The sequence below is a fragment of the Streptomyces corallincola genome, from assembly GCF_019104725.1.
Taxonomy (GTDB): Bacteria; Actinomycetota; Actinomycetes; order Streptomycetales; family Streptomycetaceae; genus Streptomyces; species Streptomyces corallincola.
Window position 1 is genome coordinate 16,552 of sequence record NZ_JAHRXF010000003.1, and the last position, 23,600, is coordinate 40,151.

Annotated in this window: 22 protein-coding genes; 10 read left to right on the forward strand and 12 right to left on the reverse strand. The window is 73.1% G+C overall.

Translation table 11 applies throughout. From position 1 onward, the window contains the following. Positions 1–11: 11 nt before the first annotated feature. Together KUM39_RS03070 and KUM39_RS03075 are read right to left on the reverse strand one after the other, a co-directional pair. A complete protein-coding gene (locus KUM39_RS03070; protein WP_217783787.1) occupies positions 12–527 on the reverse strand; it encodes a MarR family winged helix-turn-helix transcriptional regulator in 516 nt (171 codons plus the stop codon). 35 nt (positions 528–562) lie between these two features. After that, entirely contained in the window at positions 563–1,591 is a 1,029-nt protein-coding gene (locus KUM39_RS03075) for a PP2C family protein-serine/threonine phosphatase (protein WP_217784004.1), read from the reverse strand. A 534-nt stretch (positions 1,592–2,125) separates the two neighbouring features. On the opposite strand from KUM39_RS03075, the gene KUM39_RS03080 reads away from it, so the two are divergent. After that, a complete protein-coding gene (locus KUM39_RS03080) occupies positions 2,126–3,820 on the forward strand; it encodes a chloride channel protein (RefSeq protein ID WP_217784005.1) in 1,695 nt (564 codons plus the stop codon). A gap of 219 nt (positions 3,821–4,039) precedes the next feature. Here the strand turns inward: KUM39_RS03080 and glgX are convergent, their stop codons facing one another. Beyond that, complete coding sequence (gene glgX / locus KUM39_RS03085; protein ID WP_217783788.1) at positions 4,040–6,289, reverse strand: glycogen debranching protein GlgX; 2,250 nt, start codon at positions 6,287–6,289, stop codon at positions 4,040–4,042. A gap of 200 nt (positions 6,290–6,489) precedes the next feature. Between glgX and KUM39_RS03090 the strand changes: the two genes are divergently transcribed. The 5 genes from KUM39_RS03090 to KUM39_RS03110 all read left to right on the forward strand — a co-directional run bounded on the left by KUM39_RS03090 (position 6,490) and on the right by KUM39_RS03110 (position 12,208). Continuing rightward, a complete protein-coding gene (locus tag KUM39_RS03090; protein ID WP_217783789.1) occupies positions 6,490–7,713 on the forward strand; it encodes a L,D-transpeptidase in 1,224 nt (407 codons plus the stop codon). 155 nt (positions 7,714–7,868) lie between these two features. Further along, entirely contained in the window at positions 7,869–9,107 is a 1,239-nt protein-coding gene (locus KUM39_RS03095) for a L,D-transpeptidase (RefSeq protein WP_217783790.1), read from the forward strand. A 132-nt stretch (positions 9,108–9,239) separates the two neighbouring features. Beyond that, complete coding sequence (locus KUM39_RS03100; protein WP_217783791.1) at positions 9,240–10,007, forward strand: enoyl-CoA hydratase/isomerase family protein; 768 nt, start codon at positions 9,240–9,242, stop codon at positions 10,005–10,007. A 343-nt stretch (positions 10,008–10,350) separates the two neighbouring features. After that, entirely contained in the window at positions 10,351–10,854 is a 504-nt protein-coding gene (locus tag KUM39_RS03105) for an ATP-binding protein (RefSeq protein WP_217783792.1), read from the forward strand. Positions 10,855–10,978: 124 nt separating this feature from the next. Next, positions 10,979–12,208, forward strand: coding sequence for a YVTN family beta-propeller repeat protein (locus tag KUM39_RS03110; RefSeq protein WP_217783793.1), 1,230 nt, complete (start codon positions 10,979–10,981; stop codon positions 12,206–12,208). Here KUM39_RS03110 and KUM39_RS03115 read toward each other — a convergent pair. After that, entirely contained in the window at positions 12,179–12,925 is a 747-nt protein-coding gene (locus KUM39_RS03115; RefSeq protein WP_246619508.1) for a GNAT family N-acetyltransferase, read from the reverse strand. The two genes, KUM39_RS03110 and KUM39_RS03115, sit on opposite strands and share 30 nt — an antisense overlap. Positions 12,926–13,107: 182 nt before the next feature. On the opposite strand from KUM39_RS03115, the gene KUM39_RS03120 reads away from it, so the two are divergent. Together KUM39_RS03120 and KUM39_RS03125 are read left to right on the forward strand one after the other, a co-directional pair. After that, entirely contained in the window at positions 13,108–13,320 is a 213-nt protein-coding gene (locus KUM39_RS03120; protein ID WP_217783794.1) for an EF-hand domain-containing protein, read from the forward strand. A gap of 109 nt (positions 13,321–13,429) precedes the next feature. Beyond that, entirely contained in the window at positions 13,430–14,191 is a 762-nt protein-coding gene (locus tag KUM39_RS03125; RefSeq protein ID WP_308288035.1) for an NADPH-dependent F420 reductase, read from the forward strand. 30 nt (positions 14,192–14,221) lie between these two features. Here KUM39_RS03125 and KUM39_RS03130 read toward each other — a convergent pair whose 3' ends face one another. From KUM39_RS03130 to KUM39_RS03165, 8 genes are all read right to left on the reverse strand, one after another. Beyond that, the gene (locus KUM39_RS03130; protein WP_217783796.1) at positions 14,222–14,776 is read right to left on the reverse strand and encodes a glycoside hydrolase family 25 protein; all 555 of its coding nucleotides are present in this window, start codon (positions 14,774–14,776) and stop codon (positions 14,222–14,224) included. Between the two features lie 126 nt (positions 14,777–14,902). Continuing rightward, a complete protein-coding gene (locus KUM39_RS03135; protein ID WP_217783797.1) occupies positions 14,903–16,159 on the reverse strand; it encodes an MFS transporter in 1,257 nt (418 codons plus the stop codon). Then, the gene (locus tag KUM39_RS03140) at positions 16,156–17,289 is read right to left on the reverse strand and encodes a PLP-dependent cysteine synthase family protein (RefSeq protein ID WP_217783798.1); all 1,134 of its coding nucleotides are present in this window, start codon (positions 17,287–17,289) and stop codon (positions 16,156–16,158) included. Before KUM39_RS03140 ends, KUM39_RS03135 begins: the two co-directional genes overlap by 4 nt. 116 nt (positions 17,290–17,405) lie before the next feature. Beyond that, on the reverse strand, positions 17,406–17,693 hold the full coding sequence (locus tag KUM39_RS03145; RefSeq protein WP_217783799.1) for a hypothetical protein: 288 nt from the start codon (positions 17,691–17,693) through the stop codon (positions 17,406–17,408). Between the two features lie 305 nt (positions 17,694–17,998). Continuing rightward, complete coding sequence (locus KUM39_RS03150) at positions 17,999–18,505, reverse strand: DUF2231 domain-containing protein (protein WP_217783800.1); 507 nt, start codon at positions 18,503–18,505, stop codon at positions 17,999–18,001. Between the two features lie 125 nt (positions 18,506–18,630). Beyond that, complete coding sequence (locus KUM39_RS03155) at positions 18,631–19,401, reverse strand: FAD:protein FMN transferase (RefSeq protein WP_246619509.1); 771 nt, start codon at positions 19,399–19,401, stop codon at positions 18,631–18,633. Beyond that, complete coding sequence (locus KUM39_RS03160) at positions 19,394–19,822, reverse strand: FMN-binding protein (protein WP_217783801.1); 429 nt, start codon at positions 19,820–19,822, stop codon at positions 19,394–19,396. The genes KUM39_RS03155 and KUM39_RS03160 overlap by 8 nt, the downstream gene beginning before the upstream one ends. A gap of 11 nt (positions 19,823–19,833) precedes the next feature. Continuing rightward, positions 19,834–21,201 carry a ferredoxin reductase family protein gene (locus KUM39_RS03165; RefSeq protein WP_217783802.1) on the reverse strand — a complete coding sequence of 456 codons (1,368 nt, stop codon included), beginning with the start codon at positions 21,199–21,201 and terminating at the stop codon, positions 19,834–19,836. Positions 21,202–21,369: 168 nt separating this feature from the next. On the opposite strand from KUM39_RS03165, the gene KUM39_RS03170 reads away from it, so the two are divergent. Beyond that, complete coding sequence (locus tag KUM39_RS03170; protein WP_217783803.1) at positions 21,370–22,104, forward strand: response regulator transcription factor; 735 nt, start codon at positions 21,370–21,372, stop codon at positions 22,102–22,104. Next, entirely contained in the window at positions 22,101–23,543 is a 1,443-nt protein-coding gene (locus tag KUM39_RS03175; protein WP_217783804.1) for a sensor histidine kinase, read from the forward strand. Before KUM39_RS03170 ends, KUM39_RS03175 begins: the two co-directional genes overlap by 4 nt. The last annotated feature ends 57 nt before the right edge of the window (positions 23,544–23,600 follow it).

Here is a 23,600-nt window from a genome sequence, read left to right on the forward strand (position 1 = left end):
AGCGCCGTTGCTCAGATCGCCCAGCCGAGCGGATGCGGGTCGGGCGTGTCCGCCGTGGCGGCGGGCGGCTCACCGCCCGCCTCGTTGAAGGCGTTCAGGGCTTCGACGAGTGCCAGCCGCTCCGTCGGGCGCAGGAGCTCCACGATGGCGGCGATCTCCGACCGGCGCCGCGCCGTGACGTGCTCCACGGTGCGACGGCCCTCCTCCGTGAGCAGGAGCAGGGTCTCGCGCCGGTTGTCCGGGTTGCCCTTCCGCTCGGCGAGCCCCGCCGCGATCAGCCGGTCCACCATGCGCATGGCGGTTGACGGCGCGACCTGGAGCAGATCGGCGAGGGCCACCAGCTTCGTCGCACCCCGAGTGGCCAGCACGACCAGCATCCGGAACTGCGGGAGCGTCACCCGCTCCTCCGTACCGGCCAGGGACCGGGCGGACACGGCCACCAGCAGCCTGGAAGCGGTCAGCACCGCACGGGTGACCGCGTCCACGTCGTCCATCGCCCCCGGAACGGGGGAATCTCGCTCGGGCATGATTCCTTTCTACCGCGTCCGCGCCCCCGGCCCGCTCACACGTCCGGTTCCGCGCTCTCACCGGCCGGTCGGTGGTAGCGGAGCAACAGCATCGCGGCGTCGTCGTGGACCGGTCCGGCGGCGTGCCGCACCAGGTCGGCGCGCAGACCCTCCAGCGCCCGGTCCGCGTCTGCCTCCCTGAGCAGGGGAGCCTGTGCCCCGAGCGGGTAGAACGAACCGCTCGCGTCCCTGGTCTCCGTGACGCCGTCGGTGTAAAGCAGCATCTGGTCGCCGGGCGCGAAGGCGACCCGGTGGGCCAGCGGGCCCTCGGTGCCGTGCAGGCCGAGGCCGAGCGGCAACGCGTAGCGGGGTGGCCGGGGGAACTCGACGGAGCCGTCGTCGCGGACCAGCATCGGGCTGGGATGCCCGTAGTTGAGGATCAGGGCCTCGTGGTCCGCCCCGATTTCGGCGAGCACGGCGGTGACGAACCGCTCACCCTCCAGCTCCCGGCTCACGCTCCGCTCCAGGCGCTCGCCCAGCCCGAGCAGGTCGGGTGCGTCGTGGGCCGCTTCCCGGAACGCGCCCAGCACCACGGCGGCGGCCTCCACGGCGGCCAGCCCCTTGCCCTGGACGTCGCCCACGATCACACGAACGCCGTGGGGCGAGGCGACGACCTCGTAGAGATCGCCGCCGATGCGGGCCTCGGCCACGGCCGAGGTGTACGACACCGCCGCCCGCAGCGGTCCGGCGGTCCGCGGCACCGGCCGCAGCAGCACCCGCTGGGCGACCTCCGCGATCGACCGGACCCTGGCCAGCTCCACCTCCCGGCGTGAACGCATCACGGCGGCAGCGATGCCGGCGGCGGTGACACCCGCCACCGACGCCATCGCCGTGAAGCCGCGCCGCTCCTCGAACAGGCCGTCGTACAGGCCCAGTCCCACACACAGTGCCAGGGCCACGCCGCCGAAGACCGCGGTGCGCCGCCATCCGCCGACCAGTCCGGAGAACGCCGGGCCGAGCGAGATGAGCGGGAGAAAACCCACCCCGGGCCCGGCCACGACATCGGCGGCGGACGCCACGGTCATGGCCGCCACCGGAATCCAGGACAGCGCCGCGGGCCCGGAAGCCGGTCGCCGTTCGCCCACGCGTCCCCCTCTGGTCGATCGGTCGTCCAACCGTCACGTACGGGGGAGGGCCACCTGATGGCTACGGGGCCACTCGCCTCCCAATGTTTAGACTATGCAAGCATGGATGGCGTGGGACCTTCCGTGCGGGCTTCTTTACCGAAGCGAGGCCGAGAGGTGATCGCCCCGCGCTCGGGGCGGCGTCGCTTCCCGCGCGGACCGTGCCGAGGCTGTCCGGATGCGCCGCCGCATGCCGCTCCATACCGCCCATGTGGGGTGCCGTTCGGGCGGTGTGGACGTCCACTCTTCGCTTTCCCGGGGCGATGCCTCGGCGGCTTGCTCTCGCCTTATGTTTGCATCATGCAAGAAATGAGAGGGGAACACATGGGTGCGGCACCGGCGGCGACCGGCGGGAAGCGCTCCCTCGGCGGGACACCGCGCGGCTTCACGGCGACGCGGAGGTTCGCGCCGCCGGGCAGCGCCGCCTGGGGGGTGATGGTCGCCGCCGTGCTGGTCGGCGCGGGCGCGGGCGTGGGCTCCGTCGTCTTCCGCTGGTGCATCGACTTCTTCACCGGACTGCTGTCCGGGCATCACGACTACGCGGCGGTCCCGGGCGCGAGCAACCCTCATGTGCCCTGGCTGGGACCCTGGTTCGTGCTTCTGGCGCCGGTGCTCGGCGGCCTGCTGTACGGCCCGCTGGTGAACCGGTTCGCCAAGGAGGCCCGGGGGCACGGCGTGCCCGAGGTGATGCTCGCGGTGGCCCAGCGCGGCGGCCGGATCAGCCCGCGGGTCGCCGTCGTCAAGACGCTGGCCTCCGCGCTGACCATCGGATCGGGTGGCTCGGTGGGCCGGGAGGGTCCGATCGTGCAGATCGGCTCCGCCCTGGGTTCGACCCTCGGCCGGGTGACGAAGGCGGCCGAGGGCCGTACGAAGCTGCTGGTCGCCTGCGGTGCGGCAGGCGGAATCGCGGCCACCTTCAACGCGCCGCTGGCCGGGGTGTTCTTCGCCCTGGAACTCATCCTCGGCACCTTCTCCGCCGAGGCCTTCGGCGCGACGGTGCTGTCCAGCGTCACCGCGAGCGTCATCGGGCGGGCCGCCTTCGGTGACGTCGCCTTCCTGGAGCTGCCCGCGTTCCATGTCGATCACCTCGACCAGTACGCCCTGTTCGGTCTGCTCGGGGTCGTCGCCGCCCTGACCGGTGTCGGCTTCGCCAGGGCGCTCTATCTGATCGAGGACGCCTGCGACTGGCTCTGGCGCGGCCCCGAATGGCTCCGCCCCGCCGTCGGGGGCCTGGCCCTCGGCCTGGTCCTCCTCGCCCTGCCCCAGATGTACGGGGTGGGGTACCCCGTACTGGAGAAGGCGACCGAGGGCGGCTACGCGTTCGGCTTCCTGCTGCTGCTCCTGGCGGGCAAGGTCGTGGCCACCAGCCTCACCATCGGCATCGGCGGATCGGGCGGCGTCTTCGCCCCCAGCCTGTTCATCGGCGCCATGCTGGGTTCCGCGTACGGCATCGGCGCGGGACACGTGCTGCCGCACTCGGCCGGAGCGGTGGGCGCGTACGCCCTGGTCGGCATGGGTGCCACGTTCGCCGGGGCGGCGCGGGCACCCATCACCGCCGTGGTCATCCTCTTCGAGCTGACGGGCGAGTACTCGATCATCCTGCCCCTGATGCTGGCCGTCGTGCTGGCGACGGCCACCAGCCGCCTGCTGACCCGCGACACCGTCTACACCCTCAAGCTGCGCAGGCGCGGCATCGACCTCGAAGGCGCCGCCCCCGGCGCGCGGATCGGCGCTCAGCGCGTCGGCGCGGTCATGGAACCCCTTCCCCCCGCGCTCCCCGCCGCCACCCCCCTCACGGAGGCGGCGGCCCTGCTGAGCCTCTCCGGCCACGGCGCACTCCCCGTGGTGGACGGCGGCGGCGAGTACGTCGGCGTGGTGACCGCGCGGGCGGTGGCCGAAGCCCTCTCCGACCAGCCGGACACCGTCCCGTCCAGCGTCGGCCGGCTCGCCGAGTCGCCCGACCCCGTCACCGCCGACCAGCCACTGGCCCAGGCGCTGCACACCCTGATCTCGGCCGCGGGCACCGGGGTCCCCGTGCTCGACACCGAACAGGGCGGTCCCGTCGGCTGGCTCAGCCACCAGAGTGCGCTGCGCGCGGTGGGCTCCGGCGGCCCCGCACCGGCCGGATGAACGCGTCCCCCGGGCCGGGACCACCGTCGAACGGATCCTGACCGACAACGGCGCCTGCCACCGTCCCCGCCGCGACCGGCACACGGCGTCGGCATCGGCCGGGACCGCCCCCGGGCGGACCCGCCCCCACCGGCCCCGGAGCAACGGCACGGCCGAGCGCCTCAACCGCGCCCCGCGCCCCGCGCCCCGCGACCCCCGGCACCTGCACCCCGCGCCCCCTCACCCCACCCGCAGCAGCAACACCGTCCGCCCCGGCACCACGATCTCCGTCCCCGCCTCGAACACCGTCCCCGGGGCCGTGTCCTGTCGTTCCGCCGACGTGTCCACCAGGACCTCGTAGCGCTCGGCCCAGGGCGCGGCGGGGAGGACGAAGGGGGTCGGGGTGTCGCCGGCGTGGAGGACGGTGAGGAAGCTGTCGTCCAGGACGGGGGCGCCGCGTTCGTCGCGGCCGGGGATGTCGCGGCCGGAGAGGTACATGCCGAGGGTGGCGGCGGGGGCGTACCAGTCGCCCTCGGTCATCTCGGCGCCGCGTGCGGTGAACCAGGCGAGGTCCCGCAGGCCGTCCGCCGAGTGGGGGCGGCCGGAGAAGAAGGCCCGCCGGTGCAGCACCGGGTGGGCGTGGCGCAGCGCGATCAGCCGGGACGTCAGCTCGAACAGGGGCCGCCACTCCGGGTCGTCCAGCAGCGACCAGTCCAGCCAGCTGATCTCGCTGTCCTGGCAGTACGCGTTGTTGTTGCCGCGCTGGGTGCGGCCCAGCTCGTCGCCCGCGACCAGCATCGGCACGCCCGTGGACAGCAGCAGCGTGGTCAGCAGGTTCCGCAACTGGCGGCGGCGCAGCGCCCGTACCCCGGTGTCGTCGGTCTCGCCCTCGGCGCCGCAGTTCCAGGACCGGTTGTCGTCCGTGCCGTCCCGGTTGCCCTCGCCGTTGGCGTCGTTGTGCTTCCCCTCGTACGAGACCAGGTCGCGCAGGGTGAAACCGTCGTGCGCGGTGACGAAGTTGACCGAGGCGTACGGACGGCGCCCGCCCCAGGCGTACAGGTCGCTGGAGCCGGACAGCCGGTACCCCATCTCGCGCACGTCGGGCAGCGCGTGCCGCCAGAAGTCGCGCACGGCGTCCCGGTAGCGGTCGTTCCACTCGGTCCACAGCGGCGGGAACGCGCCGACCTGATAGCCGCCCGAGCCGATGTCCCAGGGTTCCGCGATCAGCTTCACCCGGCGCAGCACCGGGTCCTGGGAGATGACCGCGAGGAACGGGGAGAGCATGTCCACGTCGTGCATGGAGCGGGCCAGCGCCGCCGCGAGGTCGAAGCGGAAGCCGTCCACGCCCATCTCGGTCACCCAGTAGCGCAGCGAGTCGGTGATCAGCCGCAGCACCTGAGGCTGCACCACGTGCAGGGTGTTCCCGCAGCCCGTGTAGTCGGCGTAGCGGCGGGCGTCGTGCTGGAGGCGGTAGTAGCCCCGGTTGTCGATGCCCTTCAGGGAGAGCGTCGGGCCGAGTTCGCCCGCCTCGGCGGTGTGGTTGTAGACCACGTCGAGGATGACCTCGATCCCGGCCGCGTGCAGCGCGCGCACCATCCGCTTGAACTCGCCCACCTGCTCACCGGTGGTGCCGGAGGCCGCGTAGGCGGCGTGCGGGGCGAAGTAGCCGATGGAGTTGTAGCCCCAGTAGTTCTTCAGGCCGCGCCGCAACAGGTGGTCCTCGTGCGCGAACTGGTGCACCGGCAGCAGCTCCACCGCCGTCACGCCCAGCTTCACCAGATGCTCGACCGCCGCCGGGTGCGCGAGCCCCGCGTACGTGCCGCGCAGCTCCTCGGGGATGCCGGGGTGCAGCTTGGTGAAGCCGCGCACGTGCAGCTCGTAGATCACCGAGTCCGCCCACGGCGTCTTCGGCCGCCGGTCGTCCGCCCAGTCGTCGTCGTCGTGGACAACGACACCCTTCGGCACGTACGGCGCCGAGTCCCGGTCGTCGCGCACGGTGTCCGCGACCGGCTGGTCCGGCCAGTCCCGGACATGCCCGTACACCTCCGGCGGCAGCCGGAACTCGCCGTCCACCGCACGGGCGTACGGGTCCAGCAGCAGCTTCGCCGGGTTCCAGCGGGCGCCGGTCCACGGGTCCCAGCGGCCCGCCACCCGGTATCCGTACCGCTGGCCGGGCCGGACGCCGGGGACGAAGCCGTGCCAGATCTCGTGGGTCAGCTCGGTCAGCGGGACCTGTGTCTCGCGGCCCCGCTCGTCGAAGAGGCAGAGCCGGACCGCCTCCGCGCCGCCCGCCCACAGCGCGAAGTTGGTGCCCGCCACCCCGTCGGGGCCGACCCGGAACCGCGCCCCCAGCGGGGTCGGGGCGCCCGGCCACACCGGCACGGCAGGGGCCGGGGCGCGACGGGCGCCGCCCCGGACGGCTGTCGCCGGGACCCCGCCCCCGGCCGTCCGCCCCTCGGACAGTGCCCGCTGCTCGGCTGCGCTCGTCACCAGTCGGCCCCTCTTCCCGGGGGTGCCGCCGGCACCCGCTGCCGCCGGGGAGCCACGACGCCGGCGCCCCGTACGGGTGCACCCCGACGGGACGGACGCGGGCGTGGCGGCTCCCCATCGCGTCGTCCTTTCCACAGTTCTGCCCAGCCCCGGCCTCGCACTCACGTTTCCCCGGAGCGGGCCGCGTCGTTGAGTCCGGCGTGACGTACCTAAAGGGACGCGCGCGGCGCGCGGGGGCCGCGCTGGCGGCGGCAGTGACATGGGCGACTGTGCTGGCGGGCTGCTCCGCCGGAGGGTCCGGGGGACTCGACGTGGACCGGATGCTCGGCAAGCCGAGGGCACCCGAGGACGCCATCCGGATCAGCCCCGGCGACGGGGAGAAGGGCGTCCGTCCGGGTGAACACCTGACGGTACGGGTGCCGGACGGACGGCTGGAGAAGGTGAAGGTCGTCAGGGAACTGGACGCGCGGGCGACCGCCGTCCCCGGCCATCTCGGCGCGGACGGCCGGAGCTGGGAACCCGACGACCCGAAGCTGTCCCTGGCCGCCCGCTACACCGTGGACGCCGTCGCGCGCGACGGCGACGGCCGCCGCTCCGCCCGGCACACCACGTTCACCACGCAGGTCCCGGCGGAACGCTTCATCGGCTACGTGACCCCGGAGAACCGTGCCACGGTCGGCACCGGGATGATCGTCTCCCTCGCGTTCAACCGGGAGATCACCGACAAGGCCGCCGTGGAGCGCGCCGTACGGGTCACCGCGAAGCCGGGCGTGGAGATCCGCCCGCACTGGTTCGGCAAGGACCGCCTGGACTTCCGTCCCGAGCGGTACTGGAAGCCCGGTACCGAGGTCACCGTGGACCTCGGCCTGCGCGACGTGGAGGGCGCACCCGGCGTCTACGGGCTCCAGTCCCGCAGCTTCTCCTTCACCGTGGGCCGCAGCCAGACCTCCCTGGTGGACGCCGCCCGGCACATGATGCAGGTCCGCCGCGACGGCGAGCTCCTCGCCACCGTGCCCATCACGGCGGGCGCCCCGAAGACCACCACCTACAACGGCAAGATGGTGGTGATGGAGATGCTCGAAGTGACCCGGATGAACGGTCAGACCGTCGGCTTCGGCGGCGAGTACGACATCCCCGACGTGCCGCACGCCATGAAGCTCACCGACTCCGGCACCTTCCTGCACGGCAACTACTGGTCCCCGGAGGCCCCCGGCGAGGTCAACGTCAGCCACGGCTGCGTCGGCCTGCGCGACGTCAAGGGCGGCAGCTCCGACACCCCGGCGGGCTGGTTCTACGACCGCAGCCTCGTCGGTGACGTGGTCGAGGTCGTCAACAGCCAGGACCGGACGGTCTCCCCGGAGAACGGGCTCGGCGGCTGGAACATGGGCTGGCGGGAATGGAAAGCGGGCGGTGCGGTGAAGTAACCGTAGAGGGTTCGGGGTTGGGGCGTCCGGGCGGGCCGAAGTTGCGACGCAACGGTGACATTCGGCGGACGTCCCGCCCCGTACCAGGCGGTTAGCATGCGCACACCAGTGTGGCGGGGAGCGGGCCGGGACCATTCCCGGCGAGGGGAGAACGAGTGAACATACGGCCTGTATCGGGGGCGTCGGCGGCGGGCCGACGACGGGGCCGAGCGGGGGCGGCGCTCCTCACGGGCGCACTGCTGGTGACGCTCGGAGCCTGTGGCGGCGGGGGCGGTTCGCACCCCGAGGGCAAGGACGGCGGCGGCAAGGAGCCGCGCGGCGCGCAGACCACGCAGTCGGCCGCGGCCCTCACCATCGCGCCGAAGCAGGGCGCCGAGAACGTGGACACCACGGGCGCGCTGAAGGTCATGGTCGCCAAGGGCAGGCTGACCGAGGTGACCGTCAAGGACGGCAGGGGCGCGAAGGTCGAGGGCGCGATATCCGGGGGCGGCGCCACCTGGACGCCGTCCGCCCATCTGGCCGCCGGGACCACCTACTCGGTCCACGCGGTCGCCAAGGACTCCGCGGGGCGCACCTCCGCCGAGGACTCCCGCTTCACCACCCTCACGCCGAAGAACACCTTCATCGGGCGGTTCACCCCCGAGGACGGTTCCACGGTCGGCGTGGGCATGCCGTTCTCGGTCCGCTTCACACGGGGCATCACGCACCCGGCGGACGTCGAGAAGGCCATCCGCGTCACGACCGACCCGCCCGTGGACGTCGAGGGCCACTGGTTCGGCAACGACCGCCTGGACTTCCGCCCCGAGCACTACTGGAAGTCCGGCACCAAGGTCACCGTCGCGCTGAACCTGGACGGCGTGAAGGGCCGCGACGGCGTCTACGGCAAGCAGCACAAGACGGTGTCCTTCACCATCGGCCGCGACCAGGTGTCCGTCGTGGACGCCAAGAAGCACGTCATGAAGGTCACCCAGGACGGCAGGACCGTCCGCACCATCCCCGTCACCACCGGCAAGCCCGGCTACGAGACGTGGAACGGGCGGATGGTGATGAGCGAGAAGCTCACCGTCACCCGCATGAACGGCGAGACGGTCGGCTACGGCGGCGAGTACGACATCAAGGACGTGCCGCACGCCATCCGCCTTACCGACTCCGGCACCTTCATCCACGGCAACTACTGGGGCGGCGGCGCCTTCGGCAACTACAACGCCAGCCACGGCTGTGTCGGCCTGCGCGACGTGCGGGGCGGCTACAGCAAGAGCGTCCCGGCGGCCTGGTTCTTCAACCACTCGATGGTCGGGGACGTGGTCGAGGTGAAGAACTCCCACGACCGCACGGTGGACCCGGCCAACGGCCTCAACGGCTGGAACATGTCCTGGGCCGACTGGAAGAAGTGACGTTCCGTCCCCCGCCCGCCCCGTGACGGCGCGGACGGGGGACGGTGCGGACGAGGGCTGATGGGGGCGGACCCGGTGCTGTGACCCACGGCACCGGGTCCGCCGTCGTTAGTGACCGTTAACCTGCTCTGCATGACCGTCACTCTCGAAGTAGCCGAAGGCGTCGGCACGCTGCGCCTGGACCGTCCGCCGATGAACGCGCTGGACGTCGCCACGCAGGACCGGCTCAAGGAACTCGCCGAGGAGGCCACGCGCCGCGACGACGTGCGCGCCGTGGTGATCTACGGCGGGGAGAAGGTGTTCGCGGCGGGCGCGGACATCAAGGAGATGCAGGACATGGACCACACCGCGATGGTCCTGCGCGCCCGTGGCCTCCAGGAGGCGTTCACCGCCGTCGCCCGCATCCCCAAGCCCGTCGTCGCCGCCGTCACCGGCTACGCCCTCGGCGGCGGCTGTGAACTCGCGCTGTGCGCGGACTTCCGGATCGCCGCCGAGAACGCCAAGCTCGGCCAGCCCGAGATCCTGCTCGGCCTGATCCCCGGCGCGGGCGGCACCCAGCGGCTGCCCCGGCTGATCGGCCCGTCCAGGGCCAAGGACCTCATCTTCACCGGCCGCATGGTGAAGGCCGACGAGGCGCTCTCGCTCGGCCTGGTGGACCGGGTCGTCCCGGCCCCCGAGGTGTACGGGCAGGCGCACGCCTGGGCCGCCCGGCTCGCCCGCGGCCCGGCCCTCGCGCTGCGCGCCGCGAAGGAGTCGGTGGACGCGGGTCTGGAGACCGACATCGACACCGGCCTCACCGTCGAACGCGGCTGGTTCGCCGGGCTGTTCGCCACCGAGGACCGGGAGCGGGGGATGCGGAGCTTCGTGGCGGAGGGGCCGGGCAAGGCCGAGTTCAGCTGACCGGAGCACGACCGGGACGCGCGCACGGGGACCCGGCACCCGAGAAGCTTCAGCATTGAACTTTTCGGTGAACTTCCCGGACAGCCCTTGCAATTGACGCGTTGTCTCATCCGGCTCCCTCGGCGGGGCGGTTTGTGGCAGCCTTGGTCCACCGTAAGCCTGCCTCGTCGAGGGAGTTGTGCGATTGCCAGGCCATGAGCTTTCGCCGCAGGTCAGCCCGGTCGTGCCCGACGCCGCTGTGCCGTCGGCATATGCCGGGGGACTGGAGCGGGACGGGGGCGTACAGGGGGCGTATTCCGCCGGAACGCCCACGCGGGCCGCCGGGGACGGCCATCATGGGGGCATGGCGGGGCTGGAGGGTATCGAACAGCCGCGGGGACAGAGCCGTGCTGCCGCGGCACGCTGGTCGCCCGCGGTGGAGGACGAACAGGGCCTCAAGGCACTGGAGTTGTTCGGCAACCCGGCCGACGCAGAGGTGATCCTGCCGTCCCGTCCGGAGTCCGCCGCCACCGCCCGCCGCCTCGCCCAGATCGTCGTCCTGCGCCACTGGGCCCTCACCCCCAGGATGACCGAGGACACCGTCCTCCTCGTCTCCGAACTCGTCGGCAACGCGGTACGGCACACTGGCGCCCGCCTCTTCGGCCTCCGGATGCGCCGCCGCCGCGGCTGGGTCCGCGCGGAGGTCCGCGACCCCTCGCGCGGGCTGCCCTGTCTGATCCCGGTCCAGGAGACCGACATCAACGGCCGCGGCCTGTTCCTGGTGGACAAACTCGCCGACCGCTGGGGCGTGGACCTGCTGCCGCGCGGCAAGACCACGTGGTTCGAGATGCGGGTGCTGGACCGGTAGACCGGTGGACCTGTAGTAGACCGGTTGACCGGGAGCGCCCTCCGCCCGGACTCGGTCCTCCCGCCCGGCGGGCGCGCGGACACGAACCCCGGCCGTACGGCATTTCCGGCCCCGCACCCCTTAAATGGTGCGGGTGACCACGCCCCCTCCACGCGGCGCCGCCCGCCGCACCCGCGGACACCTCCGCACGTGGCTCCTCGCCGCCGTCTGCTTCGCCGCGCTCGCCGGGACCGCCGCCTGCGCCGGAACACCCCGGCACGAGGAGCAGACGTTCGGCAGCGCGCCCCCGGACCAGCCCGGACCGCGCACCGACGGGCATCCCCCCGGCACCCCGCTGCCCGGCATGCCCCCGGTGGCCGACCCGTCCGACGTGTACGGCGCCGACCGCCGACTGGCCGCCGCCGTACGGGACTTCCCGGCCCGCGTCTACGTGCCCGACTCCGGCTCGGACACCGTCAGCGTCATCGACCCGGCGAGCTACCGGGTCGTCGGCACCATCCGGGTCGGCCACCGCCCGCAGCACGTGGTGCCGTCCTGGGATCTGAGGACGCTCTGGGTCGGCAGCGACCTCGGCGACACCCTCACCCCCATCGACCCGCGCACCGGCCGGGCGGGCACCCCGGTGCCGGTCCCCGACCCGTACAACCTGTACTTCACCCCCGACGGCCGCTACGCGGTCGTCCTCGCCGCCGACGACCGGCGGATCGTCCTGCTCGACGCGCACACCATGAAGGAGGTCCGCTCGGTCCCGCTGGACTGCGCGGGCGCGGGCCACGCCGACTTCTCCGCGGACGGCCGCTACTTCGTCGTCTCCTGCGAGGGCGGCGGCACCCTGCTCAAGGTGGACACCGCGCGGATGGAGGTGGTCGCCCGGCGCGTCCTGCCGCACACCGGCGCGATGCCGCAGGACGTACGCCTCGCCCCGGACGGCAGCCGGTTCCTCGTCGCGGACGCCGCCGCGAACGGCCTGTGGATTCTGGACGGCGCCGCCTTCTCCGAGCCCTCGTTCGTCCCCACCGGAAAGGGCGCCCACGGGCTGCACATCAGCCGCGACTCCCGCGAGCTCTACGTCTCCAACCGGGCCGAGGGCACCGTCTCCGTCTACGACTTCGCCAAGCACCGGGTCACCCGGAAGTGGCGGCTGCCCGGCGGCGCCAGCCCCGACACCGGCGGCGTCTCGGCCGACGGCCGCGTCCTGTGGCTCTCCGGCCTCCACCACTCCGTCGTCTACGCCATCGACACCCGCACCGGCGTCCAGCTCGCCCGCGTCAAGGTCGGCAGCGCCCCGCACGGTCTGGCCGTCTACCCCCAGCCGGGCCGCTACTCACTGGGTCACACGGGGATCCTGCGCTGAGCCGTGACGGCTCAGCGCGGCACCGTGCTCCGGGGCAGGCTCCGGCGTGGGGTCCGGGTACGGCAGCAGGGCTTCGGCGCCCACGGGGACGTACCCGGCCGCCAGGAACGCGCGCAGGCTGCGGGCGTTGCCGGGGGAGACCTGGGCCCAGACGGGACCATCGGCCAAGTGCCGTGCGTTGAAGGCCAGTTGATGCCCGAGACCGGGTCTGGGTGCGGTTCCGGTGCGCGCCTCGGAGTGCTGTCGTACCCCGTCGTCCACCTCGACCGACACCTCCAGCCGCCCGGCGACGCCGTACCCGAGGACCAGGACGCCGCCGTCCGCCCGCCAGGCCCGTACGCCGTCGCGGCGGGTCCGGGCACGACCGACGCGCGGGTGCGTGCTCCCGTCGGCCGCCCGCAGCGCCAGGGTCGGCGGGCCGGGCAGCGGGGTCGCGGTGAGCAGCACGTCCACGGTGTCGCAGACCCGCCCGGTACGGGCCTGGAGCGCGGCCAGGAACGCGGGGCTCAGCGGCGCGGCGAGCGGGTCGGCGCCGGTGGCGGCCAGCGCGGCGCGCACCCACTCCGGGTCCTCGTCGGTGAACACCACCGAGTGCCCGGTGAAGGCCAGCACCCCGGCGTCCCGCTCCCCGGCCTGCGGCACGACCACCGTGCGTCCGTCGGCCGGGGGGAGGCAGCCGCTCCCCACCGCGGCCACCACGTCCCGCAGATCCTCCATCGTGTCCTCCTCGGACTCCCGCCCGTACCAGGGCTTCGGAGCGCCCGGAGAGCCGCGTGCGGGCAGCCGCCGTACGGGGAAGAGTACGGGCGCCGTACTGAGGAGAGGGGTGCGGCCGTTAATCTGACCAGCGTCAGTACGCCGATGGGGCGTGGCAAGCACGAACACAAAGGGGCGGATCGGTGGCGGACATCGAGGAAGCGCGCAAGGAGTTCCAGCGGATCGACGCGGACGGGGACGGGTTCATCACCGCCGCCGAGTTCAAGTCGGCCCTCGCGCAGGGCGGCGACTGGAACGTCACCGACACGGTGGCCGAGGCCATCATCAAGAGCCGGGACATCGACGGCGACAAGGTGCTGTCGTTCGACGAGTTCTGGACGTACCTGAGCAAGTAGCCGACGCGGCCGGGAGGGGCGTCCCTCCCGGCATGCGCGGGGCGTGCGCGGAGCGTGCGTGGGGTCGGGGTCACCCGTTCGAGTGAGCGGCGGAGTAGTGACCGGAGCGGTGGGGTTCTGGCGGGCGGGGCGGACGTATGCACGCGCACACACCGCGCGGGGCGGCGGCCGTCCGGGACGGCAGCGACGACCTGAGCAGGAGGCCCTCATGAAGATCGGCATCATCGGCGCGGGCAACATCGGCGGCAACCTCACCCGGCGGCTCACCGCCCTCGGCCACGACGTGTCCGTGGCCAACTCCCGCGGCCCGGAGACCCTGCGGGACCTGGCCGAGGAGACCGGCGCGACCCCGGTGCGCGCCGGGGAGGCCGCGCGGGGCGCGGAGATCGTGGTCGTCACCGTCCCGCTGAAGCGGGTGCCCGACCTGCCCGCCGGGCTGTTCGACGGCGCGGCCGAGGGCGTCGCGGTCATTGACACCGGCAACTACTACCCGCGCGAGCGGGACGGCCGTATCGACGCCGTCGAGGACGACGGCGTCACCGAGAGCCGCTGGACCGAACGGCACCTCGGCCACCCGGTCGTCAAGGCGTTCAACGGCACCTACGCGGCCGACATCCTGGACCGCGCCCGCCCGGCGGGCGACCCCGACCGCATGGCACTGCCCGTCGCGGGCGACGACGAGGCGGCCAAGCGGGCCGTCCGCGACCTGATCCACGCGCTCGGCTTCGACACCGTGGACGCGGGCGGCCTGGACGACTCCTGGCGCCAGCAGCCCGGCACCCCCGTCTACGGCCTGCGCGGAGGCGTGGACGCGGTGCGCGCGGCGCTGTCGGCGGCCACGGAGGAACGCCCGGAGGAGTTCCGGGCCTGACCCCGCGCCGACCCCGCGCGCACCGGACGGCTACGGCGTGGCCCACTCCTTCAGCGCGGCCTTGCTGGAGAAGTCGGCCACGTTCGTGTCGTGCGGGGTGCTCGTGTACTGGTGGAAACGCCACTTCGCCTTGATCCGGGGATGCCCGGCGCCGACGTAGTCCGCGATCCACAGGCCGTCGCCCGCGTACGACGTGGTGTCGAGGTCCAGCCAGAACGTGCGGTTGCAGTACAGCAGCACCCGGTTGTGCGGGCGGAGCTTCTTCAGCGCCCGGATGAACTGGTCCTTCTCCGCGTTGCTCGCGTGCGTCCCCTCGCCGGTCGTCTCCCAGTCCACGGCGAGGATGTCCCCGGCCCGCTCGGGCGCGTGGCTCACGAAGTACTCCGCCTGCGCGGTGATGTTCCCCGGCCACAGGAAGTGGTAGAAGCCCACCACCAGCCCGGCGTCCCGCCCGTGCTTCGTCTGGGCCGCCAACCTCGGATTCACATACGACCGCCCCTCCGTCGCCTTCACGAAGACGAACGAAAGCCCTTCGGTCCCGTACGAGGCCGACTGATACGCGCTGACATCGATGCCGTGGAGCATGGAACGACTCCCTGAAGTGCCGGATGGAGGACAGGAGTTGCCTGTCCTATGCCCGCCCCGGCGCGGGTGACCCCCGTGAGCACGGGTGAATCTCCCGCCCCGGGCATCCCGTGACCGGACATCCGGTCACGCCGGTACGGGCCGCGCCTGCCGCCGGGGTGCGGTCAGGCGTCCGCCGCGGGCGAGGGCCGCCACGGCGGTCGCGCAGGCCGCGCCGGTCAGGGCCAGCGCGGTCCAGGTGATCCAGGTGGCGTCGTGATCGCGCGCGTAGTCCCAGAGAGCGCCCGTTCCGAGGTTGCCCAGCGTGATGCCGAGACCGGAGACGGTGTTGTAGAGGCCGTAGTGGGTGGCGACCAGCCTGTTGCCGGAGAGGGCCACCACGGTGTCCATCTCGAAGGGGTACACGACCGCGGAGCAGGCGGCGAGCAGCGCGACGGCCGCCACCAGCGCCACCAGGACGGCCGTCGGGGAGGCGCGCGGGCTCAGGGCGGGCGGGACGAAGGCGAGCCCCATCCCGAACAGGCCCCGTACCAGCGCCTGTTCGGGTGTCCAGCGCTTCTTGGCCCAGCCCGTGAGCCGCAGTTGGCCCAGCACCGCGACCCCGGCGGACACCACGAAGAGCCCGGTGGTGGCCGCCGTCCCCCGGCTGCCGAGGGCGTCCGAGGCGGCGAGCGGCAGAGCCAGATAGACCTGGAAGGTCAGGACGTACGAGCCGATCATGGCGGCGGAGAAGAGCAGGAACGGCCGGTTGGCCACCACGCCGCGCCACTGGGCCACCACACTCTCCCGGCCGGTGTCCGCCGCGGACCGGGGCCGCGCGGGCAGGGTGCGCCACTGGAGCAGGGTGAGCACGGCGAACACCGCCGACGCGACCGTGCAGACGAGCCGGAAGTCGGCCGCCAGCAGGGCGAGTCCGACGAGCGGACCGAGCAGCATCCCCGCCTGGTAGTACACGTTGAAGGTGGCGAAGGCGTCCACCCGGCGCTCACCCGCCTCGGCGGCCAGGTGCGCGCGGACGGCCGGGTTGAACAGGGCGCCCGCGAACCCGGTCGCCGCGGAGGCGGCGAGCAGCGCGGGCAGGTTGTCCACCCAGCCCAGCAGCGCGAAGCCGAGGGTGCGCAGCAGGCACCCGGCCATGATGGGCATCCTGCACCCGAACCGGTCGGCGAGGGTGCCGCCGATCAGGAACATGCCCTGCTGCGAGAAGTTGCGCACGCCCAGCACGAGCCCCACCGCCCAGGCGGCGAGCCCGAGTCCGTCGGACAGATGGGCCGCCAGGTAGGGCATGAGCATGTAGAACGCGAGGTTGATGGCGAACTGGTTGGCCATCATCAGCCGGGCCCCCGCGGGGAAGGAGCGTGTCTGCCGCCAGAGCCGCCTCATCGGACCGCCCCCACGAGGTCGCCGTGCGCCGCCAGGGGATCGCTGACGCGGGTGCACCGGGTCCAGCGGGTCACCACCCGCTCGCCGGGGGCGGCGAGTTCGTCGGGGTCGTCGGCGGGCGGCCGGCCGAGGAGGTCGTGCCGACGGCAGTACGCGTCGTCGTAGACCGTGCCGACGTACCGCTGCGGTCCGTCCGGGAAGACGGCGGCGACCCGGTTCTCGGGCGGCAGGGTGCGCGCCAGCCAGCGCGCGGCGAGGGCGACCGCGCCGACGCTCCAGCCGCCGGTGGCGTAGTGGTGCCGGGCCAGTCGGCGGGCGGCCCACACCGCCTCGGGCGCCGCCACCCAGTGCACCTCGTCGAACAGGTCGTAGGCGACGTTGCGCGGGTGGATGCTGGAGCCGAGGCCGCGCATCAGGCGCGGGGCGGCGGGCTGGCCGAAGATGGTCGAGCCGGTGGTGTCCACGCCGACGATCCGCAGCCCGGGCAGCTGCTCGCGCAGGACGGAGCCGACGCCCGCGGAGTGGCCGCCCGTGCCCACCGAGACCACCAGGGTGTCGATCCGGCCGAGCTGGGCGAGGAGTTCGCGGGCCAGCGGAGCGTACGCGGCGACGTTGTCCGGGTTGTTGTACTGGTCGGGGCACCACGCGTCCGGATGGGCGCCGAGCAGCTCCTCGACCCGTTCGCGCCGGGCCTCCTGCCAGCCGCCCTCCGGGTGCGGGACGGTGACCAGGTCCACCTCGGCGCCGTACGCGGTGAGCAGGCCGGTCATCATCGGTTCCATGCCGGGATCGGTGACGACGGTGACGGGGTGGCCGTAGGCGGCCCCGGCCAGCGCGAGCCCCAGGCCGAGCGTTCCGGACGTGGACTCGATGATGCGCGCACCGGGCGGCAACTGTCCGCGCTCGCGCGCGGCGCGCACCATGTGCAGGGCCGTACGGTCCTTGATGCCACCGGGGTTGTGCCCTTCGAGCTTCGCCCAGAAGCCGGTTCCGGCGGCGGTGAACGGGGCTCCGATCCACAGCACGGGCGTGTTGCCGACCAGACCGGCGGGGGTGTGCAGCGGGTACTTGGCGTCGGCCAAGACCTGGGCCGCGGGCAGGGACGGGGGAGTTCGGACGGGGTCGCTCATGGCGCACTGCTCCTCCGGCCGGGCACCGCGGACGGGTGCTCGGCCGCGTGTCGGGCGAGGGGGGATGACGATCGGCTGCCGACGTGCCCGGCCGTCGGCCGGGACACGGGGTCCGATCAGGTCCGCCAGCTGCCGAGCAGAGCGCGCGCGGGCCCGGCCGCGCGCACCACCGGAAGGAGCCCGGCGGCGGCCCCCGGCGCCGGGCGCGGCTCCGCTCCGAGCCGTACGAAGGGCAGCGCGGCGGACCCGGGCCCCGGCTCCGCGTCCCGGGGCGGCGCGAGCGTGGGCTCGTCCAGCCCCTCGCACCGCGTCCCCCCGTCCGGCACGGGCGCCCGTTCCCCGGCCCCACCGCCCGCCCACGCGGCGAACGGCCCGCCCGCACCCCCACTCTGCGTGGCCGCCACGGGCACGTCCGCCCTCATCCCGGCAACCGCCACAGGTCCGTGCGCACAGCCCAGAACATGCAGAAGAGCGGCCAGCAACACGACGGCAACCGCCCCGGCCCACGGCAGGGAGCGGCTGTCACGCGCGAACGACTGGACCCTCACAGACACGAAGAGTAGTCATACGGCAACAAAAAGTCGCCGCAGGCGTGCACGACCCGGCCGGTCCACCCTCGCCCCGACCCGCGCACGGTACGGCCCCGCTGTCCGCGTATCACCACCACGAGTGAACCGAGGCCCCGTGATCTGCGGGATCGAGGCTCCGTTCAGTGCCGGTCGGAGTGCGCGGTAGCGGAATAGCCGTCGTGCCAGGCCGCTTTGGCTCCGGAGTCGCCGATCCTGTAGACCTGCACGACGGCACCGGCGCCGACGGCGAGGGCCAGGACGGCGGCGGCGACGCGTACGGGAACGGAGACCGGCGCGGGCCGCGCCGTGCCGGTCCGGGTGGCCCGGCGGTACACCCACCACACTCCGGTGGCCAGCAGGAACAGTCCGAGCACCCACGGCAGGAGTTGGTCACCGAGTTCCGCGTGCTTGCGCACCAGAGGATCGCTGTCCACATGCCGCTCCAGCCACTCCCCGGCGTGTGTCGTCAGGGGCACGCTGATCAGGGAGACGAGAGCCAGGACCGGCAGGGCGAGACCGAACCGGCGCATGACGGGCGGGAAGGCGGCGCTCGCGATGAGTGCGAGAGCGGTCAGGGGCACGAGGACCACGACGGCGTGGACCAGCAGAATGTGCGCGGGTATGCCATTGATCAGATCGGGTCCCACGGGATCTCCTTGGTGGTGGCGTTGTGCGAGGGGCCGGCGAGAAACGGCGGCCGTGAGGTTCGGAAGCCGGTGTCGTGCCGTGGGGAGGTGCGCGTCCCCGCCGGGGGGCCGACGCGGCTCCCGCGCTACGTCTCATGGGCGCCGAACCCCGTGGTGCGCCAGGTCCGGCCGTCGGGCAGGACGGCCAGGGCCTCGTAGCCGTCCAACCGCTCGACCCACTCGCGCGCGCCGTCGCCTCGGGCGAAGGCCGCGGTGGCGTAGGCGTCGGTCAGCGTGAGCCCCGGTCCCACGAGGGTGAGCGAGGCGATGGCGGTGGCGGGTCCGCCGGTGTGCGGGTCGAGGATGTGGGCCCCGCGTTCGCCGGTTCCGGACGTGGCGACGGCCAGGTCGTGCGCGGCGGTGACCACGCAGACCAGTTCGCCCGGACGACGGGGGTCCGCGACGCCGACGCGCCAGGGCCGGCCGGGAGCGGGCCGGCCGCGGAACTGGAGGTCCCCGCCGCCGTTCACGCAGATGCGGCGTGCGCCGGCGTCGTGGAGGATCTGGGCCGCTCTCTGGGTGGCCCAGCCCTTGACGAGCCCGGACGGGTCGAGGTGCCCGGCGGGGACGGTGCTGAACCAGCCGTCGCTGTCCTGGCCGACTCGATCGCACAGGGTCAGGACCTCGTGGACCTCGGGCGGGCAGTCCTCGACAGTGATCTCTCCGCGCTCCAGGCGGCTGATGTGGCTGTCGGGGCGGTAGGTGGAGAACACGGCGTCAACGTGGTGCAGGTGGCGTACGGCCGCGTCGAGCGCGCGGCGCAGCGCGGGGGTCTCCCGGTCGCGGACGTCGAAGGAGAAGACCGTGCCCATGACGTGTTCGACGTGGCGCAGGCCGTATACGGCGGTGTCAGGCATGGGCCTTGTCCAGGGCGCTCTGCAGGGACTCCGCGTAGCCCTGACTGGTGTAACTGGCTCCGGAGACCGCGTCGATGTGCGCGCTCTGGGCGCCGAGCGCCTCACGGGTGAGGCGGGGCAGGGCGTAGGAGGCGATCTCCTGGTCGCGACCGCTCTGATCCGGTGCCTGGAGGACCTTGACCGCGGTGATCCTTCCCTTCGCCAGGGTGACGGCGACCTGGACCGCCCCGTACTGGGTCGGTACGGCGTCACCGGTGAAGGTGCCCGTCCTCGCGGCGGACCCGGAGCCCGTCGCGGTGGGCACGGGGGTACGGGGCGAGGGTGAACCGGACTGGAGGGCGGGGAGCTGGTGGGGTTTGAGGGCGAGGAGCGTGACGACGAGGGCGCTGGCTCCGCCGGTGGTGAGAAGGGCTCGGCGCATGGGGTCTCTCCCTAGAAGGCGAACGACTCGTGGTGGATGCGCCGCGAGGGGACACCGGCGTCGCGCAGGGCCGTGAGGGCCGCCTGTGTCATGCCGGGCGGGCCGCACAGATAGACGTCGTGGGCCGCCAGGTCGGGGACCAGGGCGTTCAGGGCGTGGGCGGTGAGAGGCGAGGAGTGGGCGGCGGGTTCATCGACGACGTAGCGCACGGTCCCGCCCCGGCGGGCGGCTATCGCGTCGAGCTCGGCGCGCAGTGCCAGATCCTCGACGCGCCGTGCCCGGTAGACGAGGGTGACCTGTCCGGGGAGCGTCTCGAACAGGGCGCGCAGCGGGGTGATGCCGACGCCGCCGGCCAGCAGCAGCACCTTGGAGGCGGAGCGGCGGTTCGCGGTGAGGCTGCCGTACGGTCCTTCGGCCCAGACGCGGGTGCCCGGACGCAGCCGGGCCAGAGCGGAGCTGTGGGTGCCGGCGCTCTTGACCGTGATCCGCAGAAGTCCGTTCCGCGCGGGGGCCGAGAGCGAGTAGGGGTTCGCCGTCCACCACAGGCCGGGGGCCCAGAAGCGCCAGCGCAGGAACTGGCCCGGATCGCCCCCCAGCTCCAGCAGGTGCTGCCCGGTCAGGTGGACGGAGACGACACCGGGTGCCTCGGGGTGGACGGCGACCACCCGCAGGCGGTGCCGGAATCCGCGCCGCACGGGAGTGACGAAGCGGTACCACGCCACCAGGACGGCGACCGTGAGGAACAGCGTGTACCAGGCCGCCTGGGCGGGGCGGTTGCCGACGAAGTCGGCGCCGTTGCTCAGCTGGTGTCCGAAGGAGAGGAAGACGGCCAGGTAGGTGGCGAAGTGCAGGTAGTGCCAGGTCTCGTAGCTCATCCGCCGTCGGGCGGCGCGGGCCGAGAGGACGGCGGTGAGCAGGAACAGCAGGAATCCGGCCGTGCCCTTGAGGAGATCGGGGTAGTGCAGGACGAGTGAGGAGGTCTGGCTCACCACGCCGGTGTGCGAGGACAGCGCGTAGCCCCAGATGATCAGCAGGGTGTGCGCGAGGGCCAGCGACACCGTGCAGCGCCCGCCGAGCGCGTGCCAGCGGGCCAGCCGGTCGCTGCCGATCGTGTGGTCGAGCAGGGGTACGCGGGCCATCAGCGCGAGGAGGATCGCGCAGGCGTAGCCGGCCAGCAGTCCGGTGATGCGTCCCGCTCCGGTGAGCCAGCCCGCCGGGCCGACCACCGACGCCGTGTCGCTCCACCACAGGGCCAGCACCCCGGCGGCCCCGGCCCAGATCGCCGTCAGCACGGCGAGGGGCACGGCGCTGCGGCGCGGACGCCGGTGACGCGTGGCGTGCTCCGGATACGCGGGCGACGCGGTGTGCGTGGCGGTCAATGGACACCTCCGGGTCACTTCTTCCGGTGACGGGCGCCCAGCCTCACAGCCCAACCTCTGCGTACCTTCTGAAACGGCGGGGGCCGGGCGTCGCGGAGGAGATTCAGAGGAAACTCAGAGCCTCGGCGCGCGCGGTCGAACCGGGCGCCGGGAGATGCTGGACGCACTATGGACGAGCCCTCCACCCCCTCGACGGCGCATCACCCCGACGACCGGCCCGTACGGGTCCTCGTCGTGGACGACGAACCCGACGTCACGGATGTCCTGTCCACGGTCATGCGCGGTGAGGGATGGCAGGTCCGCACGGCCTCGGACGGCGCGAGCGCCCTGGAGGCGGCCCGTGCCTTCCGGCCCGACGCGGTGGTACTGGACTGGATGCTCCCCGACCTCGACGGACTCCAGGTGCTGCGGTCGCTGCGGCGCGAGGCGCCCCGCGTGTGCGTGCTCTTCCTGACCGCCCGGGATGCGGTCGAGGACCGTATCGCGGGGATCACCGCGGGTGGCGACGACTATGTCACCAAGCCCTACAGCCTCGAAGAAGTGCTGGCCCGGCTGCGCGGACTGCTGCGGCGAGCCGGACTGACGGCGCAGCCGACGACGGAGGGCCTTGTCGTGGGAGACCTCACGATGGACGAGGAGGCCAGGGAGGTCAGACGCGGCGGGGACACCATCGACCTGTCACGCACCGAGTTCGAACTGCTGCGCTTCCTCATGCGCAACCCACGCCGGGTCCTGTCCAAGCAGCAGATCCTGGACCGCGTCTGGGCCTACGACTTCGGTGGCCGCGCCCACGTCGTCGAGCTCTACATCAGCTACCTGCGCAAGAAGATCGAGGCCGGACGCACCCCCATGATCCACACCGTGCGCGGTGTCGGCTACGTCCTGAAGCCGGACCCGTCGTGAAACGCCCCGCCCCCCGCACCCTGCGCGGCCAGCTCACCGCGGGCCTCGTCACCCTGCTCGCCCTCGCCTGCCTGGCCGTCGGCATCACCACCGCGCTGGCGCTGCGCGGATTCCTGATGGGGCGCCTGGACGAGCAACTCGCCGCCTCCGGCGGGCGCTTCGCCGCGAGCCTGGAACACGAGGCCCGCCCCGACGCCGACAACCTTCCCGACACCCGCGGCCAGCCCGACACCACCTTCGGCGCCCGCCTGCTGCGCGGCACGGTCACCCAGGCCGCCGTCATCGACGACGACACCGACCGCGCCGTCCCCCTCACCCCGCAGGACCGCCATGCGCTCAAGGCCGTCCCCGTGGACGGCGACGGGCACAGCATCCACCTGTCGGATCTGGGGGGATACCGCGTCACGGCCGTCGCGGGCGACGACGGAGACACCCTGATCACCGGTCTGCCGCTGCATCCGGTCGAGGAGACCGTGCACCGCCTCGAAGCCGTCGAGGCGGTCCTGTTCGCAGCAGCTCTCCTCGGCACCGGCATCGCGGGCGCGCTGTGGGTACGAGTCTCCCTGCGCCCCCTGCAACGCGTCACCGCACGGGCCGCCGAGGTCGCCGGGCTGCCGCTGGCCAGCGGCGAGGTCGCCATGCCGGGTCCCCTGCCCGACACCGACCCGCGCACCGAGATCGGTCAGGTCGGCAGCGCGCTCAACCACATGCTCGGTCACGTCGAGGACGCGCTCACCCGCCGCCAGGCCAGCGAGGAACGCCTGCGGCACTTCGCCGCCGACGCCAGCCACGAACTGCGCACCCCCGTCGCGAACATCCGCGGCCACGCCGAACTCGCCCTGCGCCACCACGGCCCCGTCCCCGCACCGGTCCACCACGCCCTGGAGCGCATCGGCGCCGAATCCCGTCGCATGACCCGCATCGTCGATGACCTGCTCCTCCTCGCGCGCCTCGACGCCGGCCGCCCGCTGGAGCGCGTGCCCGTGGACCTCACCCTGCTCGTCCTCGACGCGGTCGAGGACGCCAGAGCCGCGGGACCCGCCCACCACTGGATTCTCGACCTGCCCGAGGAACCCGTCACCGTCCCCGGCGAGGCACACCGGCTGCAACAGGCGATCGGCAATCTGCTCGCCAACGCCCGCACCCACACCCCACCCGGCACGGAGGTCACCATCACCCTCACCACCGAGCGGGACCACGCCCGCCTGGAGGTACACGACAACGGCCCCGGCATTCCCGAGGACATCCGGCCGGAGGTCTTCGGCCGGTTCGTCCGCGCCGACAGCGCCCGCTCCCGAACCACCGGCAGCACCGGCCTCGGACTCGCCATCGTCCAGGCCGTCGTCACCGCCCACCACGGCACCACGTCCCTCGACAGCGGCGACCACCACACCACCGTGCGCCTGGTGCTCCCGCTGGAGGATTCCGACGCCGACTGACACGGGCGTTCCCGGCGGCTTTCCGCCGAGCGAGCGGTCAAGGCCCCGACGGCACCG

Excerpts from the sequence above, each read along its gene's own strand:
- KUM39_RS03160 (WP_217783801.1), bottom strand. The coding sequence starts at position 19,822 with ATGCGCCGAGCCCTTCTCACCACCGGCGGAGCCAGCGCCCTCGTCGTC.
- KUM39_RS03105 (WP_217783792.1), top strand. The coding sequence starts at position 10,351 with ATGGCGGGGCTGGAGGGTATCGAACAGCCGCGGGGACAGAGCCGTGCT.
- KUM39_RS03135 (WP_217783797.1), bottom strand. The coding sequence starts at position 16,159 with ATGAGGCGGCTCTGGCGGCAGACACGCTCCTTCCCCGCGGGGGCCCGG.
- KUM39_RS03115 (WP_246619508.1), bottom strand. The coding sequence starts at position 12,925 with ATGGAGGATCTGCGGGACGTGGTGGCCGCGGTGGGGAGCGGCTGCCTC.
- KUM39_RS03140 (WP_217783798.1), bottom strand. The coding sequence starts at position 17,289 with ATGAGCGACCCCGTCCGAACTCCCCCGTCCCTGCCCGCGGCCCAGGTC.
- KUM39_RS03155 (WP_246619509.1), bottom strand. The coding sequence starts at position 19,401 with ATGCCTGACACCGCCGTATACGGCCTGCGCCACGTCGAACACGTCATG.
- KUM39_RS03110 (WP_217783793.1), top strand. The coding sequence starts at position 10,979 with ATGGTGCGGGTGACCACGCCCCCTCCACGCGGCGCCGCCCGCCGCACC.
- KUM39_RS03080 (WP_217784005.1), top strand. The coding sequence starts at position 2,126 with ATGGTCGCCGCCGTGCTGGTCGGCGCGGGCGCGGGCGTGGGCTCCGTC.
- KUM39_RS03070 (WP_217783787.1), bottom strand. The coding sequence starts at position 527 with ATGCCCGAGCGAGATTCCCCCGTTCCGGGGGCGATGGACGACGTGGAC.
- KUM39_RS03130 (WP_217783796.1), bottom strand. The coding sequence starts at position 14,776 with ATGCTCCACGGCATCGATGTCAGCGCGTATCAGTCGGCCTCGTACGGG.
- KUM39_RS03075 (WP_217784004.1), bottom strand. The coding sequence starts at position 1,591 with ATGACCGTGGCGTCCGCCGCCGATGTCGTGGCCGGGCCCGGGGTGGGT.
- KUM39_RS03170 (WP_217783803.1), top strand. The coding sequence starts at position 21,370 with ATGGACGAGCCCTCCACCCCCTCGACGGCGCATCACCCCGACGACCGG.
- KUM39_RS03100 (WP_217783791.1), top strand. The coding sequence starts at position 9,240 with ATGACCGTCACTCTCGAAGTAGCCGAAGGCGTCGGCACGCTGCGCCTG.